Here is a 17,538-nt window from a genome sequence, read left to right as displayed (position 1 = left end):
GCTCCACGATGGCTAAGGCTGAACTCCGTAAGCCCAAACCAAAGTCCAACCCCTTGAAGGCCGCTGACATCACTGTCATCGACTACAAGGACGTAGCATTGCTGCGCAAGTTCATCTCCGACCGCGGCAAGATCCGCGCCCGTCGCGTCACTGGCGTCACGGTGCAGGAACAGCGCAAGATCGCACAGGCAATCAAGAACGCCCGCGAAGTTGCCCTGCTGCCTTACTCCGGCGCTGGCCGCGGCTAAGGAAGGGATTAACTAAAATGGCAAAGCTCATTCTGACCCACGAAGTAACCGGTCTCGGTGCTGCTGGCGACGTTGTTGAGGTCAAGGACGGTTACGCACGTAACTACCTGCTCCCCCGCAACTTCGCCCTGACCTGGTCGAAGGGTGGCGAGAAGCAGGTTGAGTCCATCAAGACTGCCCGTGCCGCTCGCGAGCACGCTTCCCTGGAAGACGCTCAGAAGCAGGCCGCTGCACTCTCCGCCAAGCCGGTCAAGCTCGTTGTCAAGGCTGGCGAGACCGGACGCCTGTTCGGCACCGTCAAGCAGGGCGACGTTGCTGACGCTGTTGAGGCCGCAGGCCTTGGCCGCATCGACAAGCGCAAGGTTGAACTGCCGGCGCACATCAAGTCGGTTGGTTCCTACCAGGCCAACGTCCGTCTGCACAACGACGTTGCTGCTGTGATCGAACTCGACGTAGTGGCAGGCAAGTAGTCTTTACGGCTACCCGTTCCTGAACTGCACGAAGACCCCCGTTGCCGGATTCCGGCGGCGGGGGTCTTTCGTTTTAGCGGACCACACCGGGTCAGAAACTGCCCAGTTCCGCCATACGCGCTCGTAGCCCGCCCGGGTCAGTCATCCCAGCACCGGTGATAGCCTGCACCGGTGACTTCACCATCTCCGCGCAGCCGCCTCTTCCATCAAGTCGACGTCTTCTCGCCCGAGCCCTATCGCGGCAACCCACTGGCCGTCGTCCTTGACGTCGAGGGCCTGACGGCCGAACAGATGCAGCAGTTTGCCAACTGGACCAACCTGTCCGAGACGACATTCCTGCTTCCCCCGACAGATCCCCGCGCCGATTACCGGGTGCGGATCTTCACTGGCAGCGAGGAGTTCCCGTTTGCCGGGCACCCGACCCTCGGCTCGGCCCACACCTGGCTGGAATCCGGGGGAGTGCCGAAATCCGACGGATTTGTCGTGCAGGAATGTGCCGCCGGTTTGGTCAGGGTGAAGCACGACGGCGGGCGGCTGGCTTTCGCTGCGCCGCCGCTCACCCGCTTCGGTCCGGTCGATGCCCTTGTACTCCGCCAGCTGGCCGCCGGCCTGCGGATTCCCGTATCCGGCATCGTGGATGCTTGCTGGCTGGTCAACGGGCCTGAATGGATTGGCGTGCTGCTGGAATCCGCCGAGCAAGTGCTGGCCGTCCAGCCCGACTTGATGGCAATGGGCGGGCTGAAGGTGGGTGTCATCGGCCCGCACGAACCAGGCGCAGACGCCGACTTCGAGGTTCGCACCTTCATCCCAGGTGACGCGATGATGGAAGACCCCGTGACCGGCAGTTTCAACGCCGGAGCTGCACAGTGGCTGATCGGCAGCAGCCGGGCTCCCCGGGAGTATGTGGCTGCCCAGGGAACGGCTCTGGGCCGGGCAGGCCAGATCCATGTTACGGCTGACGAGGGCGACATCTGGGTCGGCGGACACTCCACTACCTGTATCCGCGGCCTGGTGCAGGTGTAACGGCGCAGGTGTAAGAACTGCCCTACTCCTGTACGAAAGCGGGCCGGGAATACTGCGGCACCTTGCCCTGTTTAGAAGGTAGATGTATATGCATATGCATATACGGTGCAATGAACGAGCAATAGGAGAAATGCCATGGAAACCCGCCGCATCACAGTCCTTTCAGCCGGACTTGGCGTACCGTCGTCCAGCCGCCTGTTGGCTGACCAGCTTGCAGCGTCAGCTGAGCGGCAGCTCCGTGCGGCAGGTTACGGCGTGACCGTCGACATCGTCGAGCTCCGGGACCTCGCCGTGGACATCGCCAACAACTTCGTGACCGGTTACGCCGGTCCCCGGCTGGCAGACGTGATTGCCGGCGTTGAAGCATCCGATGGCATCATCGCCGTGAGCCCGGTGTTCAGCGCGTCTTACAGCGGCCTGTTCAAGTCCTTTATCGACGTCCTGGACCCCAAATCCCTGGACGGGAAAGCGGTCCTTCTCGGGGCCACCGGCGGCACGGATCGCCACCAGATGATCCTCGACTATGCCATGCGCCCGCTGTTCAGCTACCTGCGCACCCGGACGGCTGCTACCGGTGTCTTCGCCGGACCACAGGACTGGGGAACCGCTGAAGATGGCGGTTCCTCGCTTGCCGGCCGGATCGACCGCGCTGCCGGGGAGCTCACGCGGCTGCTGGAAGGACCCCAGCCGGGTCGGAAACCCTCTCCCATGGAGTCCCTGCCCTTCGAGCAGCTGCTGGCCGGCATCTCCGGGAACGGCTGATGGGGGTTCAGGGGCATCACAAATGGGGGGGTTACGGGGATTGTCTTTGATCCCCTAGCCACTGACACTGAACGAACTGGGCAGTGGCTCTGACGTTCAAATCCGGGGAGTAAAGTTGCTAAATCATCCGTTTTTATACGATGGCGAGTGTGATAGAGGTCCGAGGAGTTCCTGGCTTTTCGTGAGGCGGGGGGTTGATCGCTCAGCTGGTCCTCGTCCACGCGGGTGGCCGAAGCTTCGGCTCCATGCACTCCTGACTGCGCTGCTGCTTGGGTTGGCTGCTGTGGTGGTACCAGTTCCAGCGTCAGCGGCTACGGGTGATGTTGGAGTACAGGGTCCGTCTCATTCGGGTACGGGGACACCGACGGGTACCAAGCGGGCCACGAGTGCGCTGTGGTTCAACGACGGGGCCTGGTGGGGAAACCTGTGGGACACTGCCAGCTCGGATTTCCATATCTTCCGGTTCAACGCCGCCACGAGTTCGTGGGTCGATACGGGTGTGCTGACGGAGTCGCGGGCAAGCACCCATCATGATGTGCTGTGGGACGGAAGCACGTTGTATGTGGCCAGCTATCGGTTCGTCAACGACGGCCTGCCGGCTGAAGCGAACTACCCGACGACGATGCGGCGTTACAGCTACGACTCAGGTACCAAGAAATACACGCTGCTCGGTTCTTCACAGATCAACAACTCCAAAGTTGAAGTTCTGACCATTGATAAGGACTCGACTGGCAGGGTGTGGGCCACATGGCAGCAGGGGAACCGAATCTATCTGAACGTCACTGCCACGGATGGCAAGACCTGGGGGACCGCGTTTGCGCATCCTGCGTCGTTGAGCAACGTGTCCGTGGACGACACGTCGGCTCTGATCGCGTTCGACGGGAAGATGGGTGTGATGTGGAGCCGGCAGGTTGGTGACTCCACGGACGGCATGTACTGGAGCTACCACGTCGATACGGACTCGTCGAAGACCGCCTGGACCGCACCTGTGGCGGCAGTGAAGGGGCAACGCAGCGGCGATGACCATATGAATTTGAAGTGGCTGGACTCCTCGGCTGGTGGGGTTTTCGCTGCTATTAAGACGTCGTTCACGTCGGCGTCCCAGCCGCTGATCCAGCTGTTGGCATTGAATGGTACGACCTGGTCGGCGCACACCATCGCGACGGTGTCGGAGTGCCCGAACCGGGTGATCGTCCTCATCGACGAGGCCGCGGAAAAGATCCGTACCTTCGCTACCTATCCGAAGCCGAGCGGCACGACGAACGCTGGTGTCTGCACCAGCTCCGGAGGTGCGATCTACGAGAAGTCCACGTCGTTGAGCAACATCAGCTTCAGTAGTGCGAAGACGACTCGTATCGTGGATGCCGACCAGTATGTCCACAACGTGACGTCGACCAAGCAGAACCTGAATAATAAGACGAGCACGGCCAACAGCGGCCTGCTGGTACTCGCTGATGTGAACGCCACAAGCCGGTACTGGCATTACTACGACGGCACCGGCGGGACCGCTGGTGGTGGCAGTACTACTGACACTACGGCTCCGACTGTGACAGGTACGTCTCCGACTAATCTTGCGACTGGCGTCGCGGTGGGCGCGGATGTGACAGGGACGTTCTCGGAACCGATGAACACGTCGACGATCTCGTCGAGCACCTTCACGTTGACGGGGCCGACGGGGACGGTGGCGGCAACTGTGACGCCCGACAGCACGGCCAAGGTGGCGACGTTGAACCCAACTGCGGATCTTGCAGCGGGTACGACCTACACGGCCACGATCAAGGGCGGGTCCAGCGGGGTGAAGGATGTTGCCGGTAACGCGTTGGCTGCGGACAAGACCTGGAGTTTCACCGCGGCTGCCACTGCAAGCGGCGGCGGCACATCGGAGACCGCTACGCTCACAGCCATCGCTGACACCTATGTATCGAGCGCGACGCCTGATACAACCCTTGGCACAAGCACACTTTTGGGGGTGGACTTCAGCCCTGTGGAGCTCACGTACTTGAAGTTCGACCTGCCTGCTGCTCCCGCGGGCAAGACGCTGCAGAGCGCGACGTTGCAGCTGTGGAGCGCCGGGAGCGGGTCCACGGGGAAGCAGAACATCAAGCTTGTTGCCAATGACGCTTGGACCGAGACCGGGATCACGTACAACAACAGAAACACTTATCCGTTGGGCAGCAGCATCATCGGAACCCTCGGCCCGACAGCCACCAACACCAACTACACTGTTGCGCTGACCGCCAGCGCCGTGGCCGGTGAGCTCGGCCAACCGCTATCTCTTGGTCTGGACTCCAGCAGCAGCGACGGCCTGGACCTCAACTCCAGGGAGGTTGCCGGCAAAGCACCCACGCTGGTGCTGACCTTCGGTTAGGTCCGGCAGAAGGGACTGAGGTGGCCGGGACTGCATCCGCAAGGATGGGGTCCCGGCCACCTTCTGTGTGTGCTTGCCCCAGAGCGGTCCGCGGCGCCGGGGTCGGCCCTCCAGCCGGCTATGGAACGAGAAATCAGTCGTCCAGCAGTTCGATAAACTCCCGGGCCTGTTTCAGGGAGATATCAGAGTGCCGGCTGAGCGCCGTGGCGGCAGCCTCCGTGTCCCCATTCCGGGCCAAGGTACGGATCCTGCCGTAGATTTCGTCATTGAGCATGTTGCTGCTGACCTCCCGGGTCACGTCACCCTTGCTCGCAATTGCCCGGTAGCGGTAGGGGAAGCGCTGCGGCTCGTCGTCGTCGTCATCTTCTGCGGCGGCCAGCGGCGCCTCAGGAGCCCGGTAGGGCTGGGGGTGGGCCGCCAACGCACCCACCGCATCACGTGACGCCCTCAGGCCTTCTCCCGTGGCCTCGTAGTACAGCTTGATCGCAGCCATCGCCTGCCCCTGCGCAATCAGGGCATAGAGCCTGCGATGTTCCTCTTCCGAGAGTTTGGCGGCGGCCGTGCGCGCCAACTCAACGGGGGTTGGGGCAGGCACCGCCCTTCCAGCGCTGCGGGCGGCCTTCCGCCTGCCGATGACGCGGATGGCCAGTATTACTCCGGCTACCACTGCCAGGAGGATAAGGGCCGGGGCCACAAGCGATTCCATGTCTAACGCCGTTCTATGTGCTTCCTGGCAGCAGCCAGGTCCGATGTTGCCTGGGAGTTCTGGCTTGGCCTGGTGTTCCGCTCGAGTTGGGCCCGGGCAGCGGTGGCTGCCTGGACTTGGGCCGCATAATGCTGCGCAGAGCGCTCCGCCAGGTCACGCTGGTATTTTTCGGCGTCAGACATTCCCGAGTCGCGCGGGCTCAGGGCCGTAAAGAGGCCCCAGATGAGCGCCACCAAGACGATCGCAGGCAACAGGACCAGCAGTAGTTCGCCCATGCATAGAGCTTATGCCAGATCCGATTTATCCACAGCAATATTCACTTGGTCGTATGGAGGCGGGCCGGAAGCAGGGGCGGACCTCCCGGATGGAATATGAGGGTCGTCACAGCGCTGCGCAGCCCCCGCCGGGACCGAGGGCGGGCGTTTCCCCGGCAGCGTACGGCGACACGCGCTGTGGATGAAATTCCAGCAAAAGAAATATTTACTCCACACGCCTCGATCGACGTTTCTGCAGGTCAGCGCTATGGACGCTCAGAAACTTTTTTTGTTTCCACAGGTTTCCCCACAGGCTGTGCACAAGCTATGCCCCGTACTGCACAGGTTATCCACACCCCTCGACGCATACTGGCTTTGAGGCTGGACCCCTGGCGGCTAGCGTAGCGGGGTACCTGTTCTTCGGTGCCCCCGACGGCTTCACAGACGGGCATCCGGCACGACGGGAGAGAACCGCTGATCCAGGAGGAAGCATCCTTTGTGGAAAACCTGTGGATAGTGGGGATAACTCCTTTTTGCAGCCAAGGCCGCGGCCTGCGGGCAGGATTGTCAGACCCCGCCGGTAGAACCGAACAGGTGGCGGAGCACGGCTTTTCCACGCAACGCGTTAGCAGGATGGTTAGTCATCGGGCACCCAGGTTCCCGGTACACAATGGAGGACGGCAGCTTTGTCTATAGCGCATCTGGACCCGGTCGAGGCCACCCGAGGATCGGACGCGAGCCGGAAGCCTCCCCAGGATATTGCCGCGGAGCAGTCTGTGCTCGGCGGCATGATGCTGTCCAAGGACGCCATCGCCGACGTCGTTGAAATCCTCCGCGGCCAGGACTTCTACCGGCCGGCGCATGAAACGATTTACGAGGCCATCATTGACCTGTATGGCCGCGGTGAGCCCGCTGATGCCGTCACCGTGTCCGATGAGCTCACCAAGCGTGCCGAGATCAACCGGATCGGCGGCCCCGCCTACCTCCACGAGCTGATCCAGACCGTCCCTACCGCAGCCAACGCCGGTTATTACGCCGAGATCGTTGCTGAGCGGGCCGTCCTCCGGCGGCTCGTGAATGCCGGCACCAAGATCGTCCAGCTGGGCTACGGCTCGGACGGGGAAGTGGAGGACCTGGTCAACCAGGCCCAGGCCGAGGTCTACGCTGTGGCCGAGCGGCGGACCGCCGAGGATTACGTGGTGCTCAAGGACGTTATGGAGTCCACCGTGGACGAGATCGAGGCGTCCGGTCACCGCGGTGAAGGCATGACCGGTGTCCCCACCGGCTTTTATGAGCTTGATGAGCTCACTCACGGACTCCACCCCGGCCAGATGATCGTTATTGCCGCACGTCCGGCCGTGGGTAAGTCAACCTTCGCCCTGGATTTCGCCCGCTCCGCGGCGATCAAGAATAACCTGTCCACCGTGATGTTCTCGCTCGAAATGGGTCGGAACGAGATTGCCATGCGCCTGCTCTCGGCCGAGGCAACCATTGGCCTGCAGGACCTCCGCAAGGGAACCATTAAGGACGAGCAGTGGTCCAAGATCGCCACCACTATGGGCCGGATGAACGATGCCCCGCTGTTCATCGACGACAGCCCCAACATGTCCCTCATGGAAATCCGGGCCAAGTGCCGCCGCCTGAAGCAGCAGCATGATCTCAAGCTGGTGATCCTCGACTACCTTCAGCTGATGAGCTCCGGCAAGAAAGTGGAGTCGCGCCAGCAGGAAGTTTCGGAGTTCTCCCGTGCTCTGAAGTTGCTGGCCAAGGAACTCCAGGTTCCGGTCATCGCGCTGTCCCAGCTGAACCGTGGGTCCGAGCAGCGCCAGGACAAACGGCCCATGGTGTCGGACCTCCGTGAATCAGGCTCCATCGAACAGGACGCCGACATGGTGATCCTGCTCCACCGCGAGGACGTCTACGACAAAGAATCACCGCGCGCGGGGGAAGCGGACATTCTGGTGGCCAAGCACCGTAACGGCCCCACCAAGGACATTGTGGTTGCTTTCCAGGGCCACTACTCCCGCTTTGCCAACATGGCGGCTGATGCCGGCGGGGGCGGCTTCTAAGGCGTCAGCCCTTGGTTGCTTCTGTCCTGGCTGGTGGAGCCCTGGGCCAGCAGGTGGTTGGGCAGCCGGTTCCCCGGCGCCTTTCCCCTGATTTCCAGCAGTTCGCGGGCATGCGCGTGAAGCCTTTTGTCCTCATCGCTGACCGGTACCCAGGCGGGGACCGGCACTGAGTTGCCCTCGGCGTCGCGCGCCACCATCACCGTGAGGCAATAGGTGGTGAGGTTCATGTCCCGGCTCTTGGGGTCGCCGGAACGGACGTGGACGGCAATATGCATGCCCTTGGTTCCGGTGTACACGAGGCGGGCCTCCACCTCCACCACGTGGCCGATCAGCAGCGGGCGGTAGAAGCGGACGCCCCCGGAGAACACGGCCACGGTGTCCATTCCGCAGTAGCGGGAGGCGCAGACGTAGGCGGCTTCGTCGATCCACTTCATCACGATGCCGCCGTGGACCTTTCCGCCCCAGTTCACGTCCGTGGGAGCGGCCATAAACCGAAGGGTCACCCGCTCCGCCGTGCCTGCATCGGTATATTCCTGCCGGTTCATCGCTTCCACGATCTGCTCGCGGATCTTGATGCGGGCCAGGGCATGGTCGCGCTGCTCGATCTCTTCAACGGTGACGGGCTCAAACTGCTTGACCGGGATGGGTTTCCCATCCTCCCCGACTGCAACAAAGATCACCATGCACTGGCTGCGCATGGTGGCGGGGCCGCCCCTGGGATCCCCGGAGGACACAACGGTACGGATATGCATTGACGACCGCCCCGTGTAAACAATGGTGGCCTCAACCTCCACCATGTCCCCGCTGTTCACCGGGTCCGCGAAGTGGATGTTTCCCACATAGGCCGTGACGCAGTAGGACTTGGCCCAGCCCACTGCAGCGGCGTACGCGGCCTTGTCCACCCACTCCAGCACCGTTCCGGCGTCCACCGATCCGCTGTGGCCCACGTCCATGGGGGCGGCCAGGAAGCGGAGGGTCACGGAGTTGGATGTTCCGGCATCAGTCATGGTGCGATCATACTGACGCTCCGGGTTACCGGCCGGTTGGACCTGCAACAAAGCCATGCCGCCACGCGGGGACAGCCTGAACGGAGGCCGGGACCCGGTTTGACGAAGCCGCCCCGCCCGCCGGAAGGCGGACGGGGCAGCGGTGGATCAGCAGGCTAGCCGGCGCGTGTGTACACGATATCCGGCTGGGCCGGAAGTTCCATGCCCTCCCCAATGAAGAAGCTGGGGTGCGGCGGCTGGTTGTAGGAGACGTTTTCCCGGGCAACTGAGAGTCGGTACGCCGGATCATGCATCAGCGTGCGGAGCCGAACGTCGGTGCCGGCGGTGGTGGTGTAGATCCGCAGCTCCGTGCTGTCGGCCGAAGGCCAGGCGAGCTCCTCGCGCCAGTCACCCAGGAGGTCGGCCTGGACGGCGGGCGTGCCCTTGGTGCTGTTGTTGGATTTCGCGCCGGTGGCGGTCAACAGCCGGTCGCTGGCCTGCGTCTCCCAGTTCCATTTAGCAATGCTCGGCGTTCCCGTGTTGGCCGATGCATTCCAGTCATGGTCCACGATTTCACGCAGCAGGTCGCCGTCCCACCAGGCAAGGAAGTTGGCTGCCGGGATGTTGTTCGCGATCAACTGTCCCTTGGCTGACCGCAGCTCACCCACAGGGGAGTTCCAAGCGGCGTCGCCGCCGATGGCCCAGCCCTCTGCACCGGGGAAGCGGGGGTCGATGTCTCCCGCTGCAGCACGTCCGGTGTCCTTGGCGGCCGGGATGCTCCACAGCACTTCGCCGGTACGTGCATCGCGGAAGGTGGCACCCTTGTTGCCGCTCGAGCCCATTTCCTCGTGGGCGGCGAACGTCTCGAGCCCCGGACGGGACGGGTCAAGGTCGCTGGTGTGGATGGCGTCACCGTGGCCGAGGCCCGTGGTGTACAGCGGCTTGCCGTTGTCATCGATGGTCATGGAACCAAAAACAAACTCGTCCTTTCCGTCGGCGTCCACGTCCACCACCGAGAGGTTGTGGTTGCCCTGGCCCCGGTACTGCCCGCCCGCGATGTCCGAATCGAAGACCCAGCGCTTGGTGATCTGGCCACCCACAAGGTCGTAGGTGGCCAGCACGGCGCGGGTGTAGTAGCCGCGGCTGAACATCATGGACGGGTGTTCGCCGTCCAGGTAGGCCACGGCACCGAGGAAGCGGTCCACCCGGTTGCCGTAGGTATCGCCCCACGCCCCCACATCACCCCGGGGCGGATCGTAGGCAACGGTGTCCATGATCGTGCCGCTGGCTCCGTGGAACACCGTCAAGTATTCCGGCCCGGTGAGCACATAGCCGCTGCTGTTGCGGTAATCGGCGCTCGGGTTGCCGATCACGGTGCCGGCGGCGTCACGCGTGCCGTCCGCCGTCTTCATCGCAACTTCCGCCTTGCCGTCGCCGTCGAAGTCGTAGGCGAGCAACTGGGTGTAGTGGGCGCCTGCGCGGATGTTCGGGCCCATGTTGATGCGCCAGAGCTTGGTGCCGTCCATCCTGTAGGCATCCACGTAGACGGTGCCGGTGTAGCCTGCCTGCGAGTTGTCCTTGGAGTTGGACGGGGACCACAGCTGGAGGACTTCGTACGTGCCGTCGCCGTCCAGGTCAGCGACGCTGGAGTCACCCGCCGAGTAGCTGTACGGCTGGCCGTCCTTGGTGTAGTCGTCGGCAGGCTTGTCGAGCTTGATGGCAAGGTAATCCTGGGCGAGGGGCGTGAACTCCGCAGTGAGCTGGTCCCCGCCGTTGCCCACTGCCTTGACCACGTACTTCGAGGCCGCGGTTCCGTCCGGATCAAGGAACGTGGTGCTGTTGTGGATCGGCTCATCGGTGAGCTGGACGCCGTCGCGGATCACATGGAAGCCGATCTGCTCCGAATCAAGGCCGAGCATCCGCCAGCCTACGCGGACGCCTTCGTCGGTCAGCAGTGCAACCGGGGCGCGGTCCAGCTTCTCCATTTGCCGGTTCACCACAGTCACCTTTTCGGTTCCCACTACCGGGGACGGGGCGGATTCGCCGCCCTTGTTCACGGTGGTGACGCGGTAGTAGTACTTGATGGTGGTCAGCACGGTGTAGTCCGTGTAATTCACCTCGGTGGCGCGGCCCACGTACTCAAAGGGGCCGTCCGGGGAGGTGGACCGGTAGACCTGGTAGGCGGCAGCGCCGGAAACCTTCTGCCACTTGAGCGTGACGCTGGTCTTTTCCACTGCCTTGACGTCCACCTTGACGGTGGCCGCCGGGACCGGGGTGTTGGGATCCACCAGGGCCGTTTCCAGCGTGTTGGAGGGGACGGATTCCAGTCCGGTGCTGTCCAGAGCGGTGACGAAGTACTTGTACTTCAGGCCCGCGAAGGCGGTGGCGTCCTGGAACGACGCGGCAGTGACGTTTTCGGCGATCAGCCGGGGTTCGGCTTCGAACGATGCTTGGCGGAACACCTTGTAGCTGGCCGCGTCTGCCACCGCGTCCCAGGCAAGGTCAACGGTGGGTGGTTCGGAAGCTGCGTCAAGGGCAGCCATGTGCAGGTTGGTGGGGCCCACCAGCAGCGGGGTGACCTCCAGGCCGTTGAGCCGCTGGCCGGAACCGCTGACGGTGAGGTTCAGCTGTCCATCCGACACCAGGACCTGGTTGATGATTTTTGTTGCTGACGACGCTTTGCTGGAGGACACCTGGCCGAAGGGTGTTCCTTCGGCAGCAACGTCGGTGCGGGTTGAGCCGATCCAGTCGCTGTGGTAAGTCTTCAGGGCGTAGGTGCCGTTGGGGACATCGAGCTTGAACTCGAAGCTGGAGCTGCTGAGGACGAAGTCGCGCAGCAGGTTGCTGGTGACTGCGCCGCGGTCCCGATCGCTAAGCACCGAGGTGTCCTTGAAGCCGAAGCCGCGCTCGGGGGTGTAGGCCATGGTCCGGTTGACTTCGGTGTAGCCTGCCTCAACCGGCGCTCCCACGGGCCCTAAGTCGAACTTGTACTTTGCCTGTTTGGTGGTCAGGTTGAGGGCATCACTGGGCTCGGAGAGGCCCTTGCCGTTCATCGCGGCCACCCGGACGTTGTACGCGGTCCCTTCGGCCAGCCCGGACAGGGTGGCACTTGGGATGGTGGAGGTGGTGGTGAGCTTGTAGGCGCTGTCCGCTTCGGAGGCCGGTTTGCGGTACACCTTGTAGATGTCGGCGCCGTCCACCGGCTGCCACTTTAAGAGCGCTCCGGCGTTGGAAACGCTGCCGGCCACGAGGCCTTGCGGCTTGGCGGGAACGGATGACGGCGGTGCGATGTCCTTGGCGCGGGCGGCCAACGGAAGGCTGAGCTGCTTGACTCCATCGGCCACGAGGCGGGCGATCTGGATGGCGCCGTATTCCTGGAAGTGGGTGTTGTCCACCGTGCCGGCAGGCCTGTTGGGGTAGACGCCGGCGTCAACGTGAAGGAAGACGGACTTGGTGTCCTCCGGGCCGATGGCGTCGTAGTAGGCTCGGCTCGAGGCGGAGAGGTCCACCAGGGCGACGTTCTCCTCAGCGGCGAGTTCCTGCACCTTCGCCACGTACTCAGGGAAGCTGACGTTGAACTTGCCGGTGGCTTCGTCGTAGTCCCGGCGTCCCACGGGGGTGACCAGGACGGGCGTTGCGCCGCGCTGGCGCGCGCCGTTGACGTACGTGCGCAGGTATTCCTTGTAGTCGGCTGGGGAGGCGTAGCGGTCATCGACGCCGATAGTGGCGTCGTTGTGTCCGAACTGCACCATCAGGTAATCACCGGGGTTGATGACCCTCAGGATCTCGTCCAGCCGGCCCTGGGTGATGAAGTTCTTGGAGCTGCGGCCGCCGATGGCGTGGTTCTTGAAAGAAATCTTCTCATCGAAGTAACGGTCGATCATCTGGCCCCATCCGGCCTGGGGGACGAAACCGGGGTCATACGTCTGCACCGTTGAATCGCCGGCGAGGTAGACGCCTGGGTCCGTGGTGGCGGTGCGGGGCGCCCGGGCGGAGATAATCAGCGCATTGATCTTGGCAGCGGTGCCGCTGAAATCGAGGTTGAGCTGGCCGTCTACCAGCGATATGGGGAACTCCATTTCCAGGTACTGCCCGGCGGTCTTGTCCGTGGCCTGGACCTTCGCCATGGTCTCGGCGGTAATGGCGATGTTCGTTGCCTCGGTGGCGTCGCCGGCGATGAGTTTGACGGTGTAGTCGCCGTTGGGCAGGTCCACCAGGAACGTGCTGCCCTGGGCCTGGACAAAGTCCGAACGCAGCGGATCGCCCGTACCGCGGTCCGCACCGGAGGTGACGGCTGTGTCGGTGAAGCCGAACTTCGTGGCGGCCGAGTACTGCGTGCCGGCGGCGACAGACGTGTAGCCGTCCGCTGTGGCGCCGGGGCCGAAATCGAACTTGAAGCCGCTTCCCACCGGCGGCAGGGCAGTATCGGCCTGGACGGCAGGGAGCCCGGTAAAGGCGATGGCAGCTGAGGCCACAGCGGCCGTTATGGCTTTGGCGCCGGCAGGGATCCGGCGCTCCCCGTGTGGCGGTGGTTGCTGGGGTTGTGGGGTCACTTGCGGGGATTTGTTCACGGACATCTCCTTCGATGAGCAGTGGCAAGGCGGTACCCAGGAAGGTTGGAACGATTCAAAGACACGATGGCGCCAACGGTGGCGCAATGCAGTTGAGGTTCCGAGTGATGATTCGGGAGTAGCTGAGACCTGGGAGTGATGCAGCTCTCGCTGCAGCACTCACTGGTTTATCAGCCTGCAAAGGATTCTGGCAAGCGTTTTCCCAACTTTCCCGTGACCTATTGGTGCCGGATGTTCCGCTTTGTTCACTGCCTCCGCCCGCGCGGGCGCCAACGGGACGGGGCGGGCCGGTGCCCGAATCGCCGGAAAGCGCCCGCTTCGCCGTTCCGGAACGGCGACTTCGCACGCTTCCGGCGAATCCGGCGCCGGCAAGAGTTGTTTCAGGAGCTGCAGCCGTCGCTTCCCGCGAATCCGCGGGCGGGGGCATGGCGCCGCTGGCCGGATGGTGTTAAATGCCGACGGCGGCTGCGCACCAGGGTGCCCACCCGCCGTCGACCGTTTTCCCGCCGAAGTCCACTGCCGGCTGGAGGGGATGTAAGGGTCAGGCCAGGGCGGCCAGCTTCGAGTTGCTGCGGCCGAAGAGGGCGCGGTCCACCGAAAGACGCCCTGCGCCGGTCAGTGCCAGGGCGAACGCGGCCGCAGCGAGGAGCAGGACCAGTTCGTAGCCGCCGTTGGCGGCGAAAACGCCGGCGGATGCGTGCACCATAAACAGGGCGCCGAGCATGTCCAGGACCAGGAGTGCTGCAACCACGCGGGTGAGGATGCCGAGGATCAGGGCGATGCCTCCGGCCAGTTCCAGCACGGCAATGGCAGGTGCCACTGCTTCTGCTGCAGGAACGCCCATTTTGGCAAAGGATGCCTGCGTGCCCGCGATGGTCCACTCGTTGAACTTCTGCCAACCGTGCGCTGCGAAGAGGAAGCCCAGGATGATGCGGAGGGCGGTGATGGCGGTGGTGGTAAGTCTTGACTGGTTCATGGAGTTAACTCTTCCTGCAAGATGGTTGAACTGTCAACTAACTGCGGCATAATGTGGGCTTTGTCATGCCGGCGTGGAGGCAACCGGACACCCGATTAGGCTGGCAAGGTGCCCCACTTACCTGCTTCGGCGCCAGCCGCCCCACCGAAAGGACATGCCCGCGAGATCCTTCGGCTGGCAGTTCCCGCCTTTGGCGCCCTCGTGGCCGAACCGCTCTTCCTGCTCGCGGATTCGGCGATCGTTGGCCACCTTGGCGTGGCGCAGCTGGCGGGCGTTGGACTGGCAACGGCTGTGCTGCACACCGCCGTCGGCCTGATGGTTTTCCTCGCCTACTCCACCACTCCCGCGGTGGCCCGCGCCGTGGGGGACGGGCAGCCGGGCAAGGCTATGGCGGCCGGGCGCGACGGCGTGTGGCTGGCCTTGCTGCTGGGCACGGTTCTGGCCGTGGCCGGATTCCTGGCAGCCGACCCGTTGATCGGCCTGCTGGGCGCTGACGGCGAGGTGCGTACTTTCGCCGTCGACTACCTTCGCTGGTCCATGCCCGGACTGGTGGCCATGCTGCTCATCTTCGCAGGCACCGGCCTTCTCCGTGGCCTCCAGGACACCCGGACGCCCCTGGTGGTGGCCACGGCCGGTTTTGCCCTGAACATTGTCCTGAACTTGTGGCTGGTTTACGGTCTGGGCTGGTCCGTCGCGGGCTCGGCCGCCGGCACCAGCGTGGCCCAATGGGCCATGGCCGCCGTCTACCTGGTGATGGTGAAGCGGAATGCGGCGGTCCACGGCGTGAGCCTGCTGCCCAGCTGGAGTGGTATCAGGAGCATGACGCGTGTTGGTTCATGGCTGATGCTGCGCACGCTCAGCCTGCGCATTGCAATCCTGGCCACCGTTCTTGTAGTCACCGCGCAGGGTGCCGTCAACCTCGCGGCACACCAGCTGGCCATGACCATCTTCTCCTTCCTGGCCTTCGCCCTGGACGCCCTCGCCATCGCTGCCCAAGCGCTGATCGGCAAGGAGCTGGGAGCCTCCAACCCGGGCAAGGCACGGCTGCTGACCAGGACCATGACCCGGTGGGGACTCGGTTTTGGAGTGGCCACCGGGGCGCTCCTGGCCGCTGCCGCCCCTTGGGCGGGCCCCCTTTTCACGTCCGATCCGGAGGTCCAGTCGGTCCTTGCCATTGCTTTGTGGGTCCTCGCCGCCGGCCAGCCCATCGCGGGATATGTCTTTGTGCTTGACGGGGTGCTGATCGGTGCCGGGGACGCGAAATACCTGGCGCTGGCCGGTGTGGTGAACCTGGCCGTGTACGTGCCGCTTCTGATTGCCGTGGCCCTGTCAAATGCCCTGGGGGCGCCGGGACTGGGCTGGCTGTGGGCCGCCTTCGCACTCGGTTACATGGCTGCCCGCGCCATCACTCTTGGCGTCCGTGCCCGTTCCGACCGTTGGATGGTGCTGGGTTCGCCCTAGCGCGGACCGCCACTAAACTGGACCGGTGACCCAACCGAGAACCCCCTCAGCCGCTGCCCCCGGAACGGCTCCCAGGGCTGACCTGTGGAAGCCGGTCCTCCTCCGCTCCGCAGCTGCATTGGTGTTTGGGGCTGTCACCATTTTCTGGGCGGCACCATCGGTAGCTGTTATGGGGTGGTCCGGCGGCCTCTACCTGCTGGCCACCGGCGTCCTCCTGGTCTGGGGGATCCGGGCAGCAGGCTTCGAGAAGGAAAGCGCACCCGGCAAAATGCTTTCCGCGGCCGGATCTGTTCTCGCCGGCGCAGGGTTTGCGCTGCTCCTGCTCCACGGGGACCTGCTGTTTGGGGTCATTGCTGCCCTGGGCCTGGCGGTGGCCGGGGCTTTCGAGCTGTCCTGCGGCCTGAAATTCCGCGGCAGGCACGTGCTGGCCCGCGACTGGATTGCCTCGGGAATCATAAGCCTGGGTACAGCAGCCATCCTGCCCTTCTTCATGGGCCTGGGCGCCCATGCCCTGCTAGGCGTGGCCGGCGGCGGCGCCATCATTTCCGGTGTGCTGTGGGCGCTTGCCGGGCTGACGATCCGGCACGATGCCCGCAGCGCTGCAGGAACGCCGTAAACTAGGAGGTGTCCGGTTCTACTTCTCGTAGAAAATTGGTCCGGACGCACTACCGCATCATGCAAAACCAGGCCGGCCGGAGCGCCGCCTGCAGGGAGGAATCACCGTGGCAGACCAGCAACCAGGACATCCGCGCAAGGTGCGGACCTCGGTGAAGGGCCCGTTGATGTTCTCCGCGTTTTGGGCCGTCGTTGCCTTTGTGGCCGTAGTGGTCTTCGCTTCCGGCGGCAGTGCACGCGCCCCCCGTTTCGACCTTGCTTTCACTGCCGCCGGCATCGCCTTCATCGTCACCCTGGTAATAGCGGCGATGCTCTCCATGAGCCACAAGGAGAACGCCGAGCACCTGGGTAAGGGGTCGGGTGTAAACCTCAGTTCAGCGCCCAAGCCGTCCCATGGCTTCGGCTCTCCGGGCTCCCAGGGCCCTGCCGCCCCCGAAGATCCGGACAACCCCGGCAGCCGTTGACCATCTGCTATGCCGATGCGGCCTGGCGGGCCCGATAGGCGGCCACGTGCGCCCGGTTGGCACAGTTTCCTGTATCGCAGTACCGCTTTGACCGGTTCCTGCTGAGGTCCAGCACCGCAGCATCGCAGTCCTCCGACTCGCAGATGCGCATCCGGTCCATCTCCTTGCCGCGGATTACGTCCGCCAAGGCCATGGCGGCTTCGGTGCTCATCCTGTCCACCAGCGGGGCCTCCGGGGTGGTGGCGTGCAGATGCCAGTCCCAGTCGTCATGCTTGACTAACTGCGGCAGTGCATTGGCGTCCCGCAGCAGGCGGTTCACGGTCTCGACGGCGGATCCTTCATTCGCCGTCCACAGCTCCGCGAGTTGTCGACGAAGCCGGCGCACGCTCGTGAGTTCGTCGTCATCCCGGGTGCGTGATCCCGTGAATCCTTCAGCTGCCAGGAACCGGTCAAGGTCCGTCGTGGACGCGAGTCCCTCACTTCCGTTTGCCGCCGAGTTGATCAGGTTAACCACGGTGCGCAGGGCCACCTCGGTGTCAGGGGCAAAAACCATCTTGACTCCTTA

At 63.9% G+C, this 17,538-nt stretch carries 15 protein-coding genes; 9 read left to right on the top strand and 6 right to left on the bottom strand.

Going from position 1 to position 17,538, the window contains the following annotated elements; translation table 11 throughout:
- Positions 1-8: 8 nt before the first annotated feature.
- The 5 genes from rpsR (at position 9) to FBY31_RS13325 (ending at position 4,871) form a co-directional block, all read left to right on the top strand.
- Positions 9-248 carry a 30S ribosomal protein S18 gene (gene rpsR / locus FBY31_RS13345; RefSeq protein WP_003800144.1) on the top strand — a complete coding sequence of 80 codons (240 nt, stop codon included), beginning with the start codon at positions 9-11 and terminating at the stop codon, positions 246-248.
- Positions 249-265: 17 nt separating this feature from the next.
- Complete coding sequence (rplI, locus tag FBY31_RS13340; RefSeq protein ID WP_142041711.1) at positions 266-718, top strand: 50S ribosomal protein L9; 453 nt, start codon at positions 266-268, stop codon at positions 716-718.
- A 171-nt stretch (positions 719-889) separates the two neighbouring features.
- Positions 890-1,741, top strand: coding sequence for a PhzF family phenazine biosynthesis protein (locus FBY31_RS13335; protein WP_142041708.1), 852 nt, complete (start codon positions 890-892; stop codon positions 1,739-1,741).
- A 135-nt stretch (positions 1,742-1,876) separates the two neighbouring features.
- A complete protein-coding gene (locus tag FBY31_RS13330; protein ID WP_142041705.1) occupies positions 1,877-2,503 on the top strand; it encodes an FMN reductase in 627 nt (208 codons plus the stop codon).
- 535 nt (positions 2,504-3,038) lie between these two features.
- Complete coding sequence (locus FBY31_RS13325; RefSeq protein ID WP_235013051.1) at positions 3,039-4,871, top strand: CBM96 family carbohydrate-binding protein; 1,833 nt, start codon at positions 3,039-3,041, stop codon at positions 4,869-4,871.
- A 133-nt stretch (positions 4,872-5,004) separates the two neighbouring features.
- Here the strand turns inward: FBY31_RS13325 and FBY31_RS13320 are convergent, their stop codons facing one another.
- Both FBY31_RS13320 and FBY31_RS13315 read right to left on the bottom strand, forming a co-directional pair.
- Complete coding sequence (locus tag FBY31_RS13320; RefSeq protein ID WP_142041702.1) at positions 5,005-5,577, bottom strand: hypothetical protein; 573 nt, start codon at positions 5,575-5,577, stop codon at positions 5,005-5,007.
- Between the two features lie 2 nt (positions 5,578-5,579).
- A complete protein-coding gene (locus FBY31_RS13315) occupies positions 5,580-5,852 on the bottom strand; it encodes a hypothetical protein (protein WP_142041699.1) in 273 nt (90 codons plus the stop codon).
- Positions 5,853-6,517: 665 nt separating this feature from the next.
- Here FBY31_RS13315 and dnaB point away from each other — a divergent pair.
- Positions 6,518-7,900 carry a replicative DNA helicase gene (gene dnaB / locus FBY31_RS13310; RefSeq protein WP_138133581.1) on the top strand — a complete coding sequence of 461 codons (1,383 nt, stop codon included), beginning with the start codon at positions 6,518-6,520 and terminating at the stop codon, positions 7,898-7,900.
- On the opposite strand, the gene FBY31_RS13305 is transcribed toward dnaB, so the two are convergent.
- The 3 genes from FBY31_RS13305 to FBY31_RS13295 form a co-directional block, all read right to left on the bottom strand.
- On the bottom strand, positions 7,897-8,907 hold the full coding sequence (locus FBY31_RS13305) for an acyl-CoA thioesterase (RefSeq protein WP_142041696.1): 1,011 nt from the start codon (positions 8,905-8,907) through the stop codon (positions 7,897-7,899). The genes dnaB and FBY31_RS13305 overlap by 4 nt on opposite strands.
- A gap of 155 nt (positions 8,908-9,062) precedes the next feature.
- On the bottom strand, positions 9,063-13,463 hold the full coding sequence (locus tag FBY31_RS23675; RefSeq protein ID WP_142041693.1) for a rhamnogalacturonan lyase family protein: 4,401 nt from the start codon (positions 13,461-13,463) through the stop codon (positions 9,063-9,065).
- Positions 13,464-13,998: 535 nt separating this feature from the next.
- On the bottom strand, positions 13,999-14,433 hold the full coding sequence (locus tag FBY31_RS13295) for a DoxX family protein (RefSeq protein ID WP_142041690.1): 435 nt from the start codon (positions 14,431-14,433) through the stop codon (positions 13,999-14,001).
- Between the two features lie 108 nt (positions 14,434-14,541).
- Between FBY31_RS13295 and FBY31_RS13290 the strand changes: the two genes are divergently transcribed.
- The 3 genes from FBY31_RS13290 to FBY31_RS13280 all read left to right on the top strand — a co-directional run bounded on the left by FBY31_RS13290 (position 14,542) and on the right by FBY31_RS13280 (position 16,973).
- Positions 14,542-15,894 (top strand): MATE family efflux transporter, encoded by a 1,353-nt coding sequence (locus FBY31_RS13290; RefSeq protein WP_142041687.1) that lies wholly within the window; start codon positions 14,542-14,544, stop codon positions 15,892-15,894.
- 25 nt (positions 15,895-15,919) lie between these two features.
- Positions 15,920-16,510 carry a hypothetical protein gene (locus tag FBY31_RS13285; protein ID WP_200833368.1) on the top strand — a complete coding sequence of 197 codons (591 nt, stop codon included), beginning with the start codon at positions 15,920-15,922 and terminating at the stop codon, positions 16,508-16,510.
- A gap of 106 nt (positions 16,511-16,616) precedes the next feature.
- Complete coding sequence (locus FBY31_RS13280) at positions 16,617-16,973, top strand: hypothetical protein (RefSeq protein ID WP_142041684.1); 357 nt, start codon at positions 16,617-16,619, stop codon at positions 16,971-16,973.
- 7 nt (positions 16,974-16,980) lie between these two features.
- Here FBY31_RS13280 and FBY31_RS13275 read toward each other — a convergent pair whose 3' ends face one another.
- The gene (locus tag FBY31_RS13275) at positions 16,981-17,526 is read right to left on the bottom strand and encodes a CGNR zinc finger domain-containing protein (RefSeq protein ID WP_142041681.1); all 546 of its coding nucleotides are present in this window, start codon (positions 17,524-17,526) and stop codon (positions 16,981-16,983) included.
- Positions 17,527-17,538: the final 12 nt, after the last annotated feature.

Origin of the sequence: Arthrobacter sp. SLBN-100, assembly GCF_006715305.1 — a bacterium.
Lineage (GTDB): Bacteria > Actinomycetota > Actinomycetes > Actinomycetales > Micrococcaceae > Arthrobacter.
Note: the sequence above shows the minus strand (reverse complement) of the source record. Positions and strands in the feature narration are given on the sequence as shown.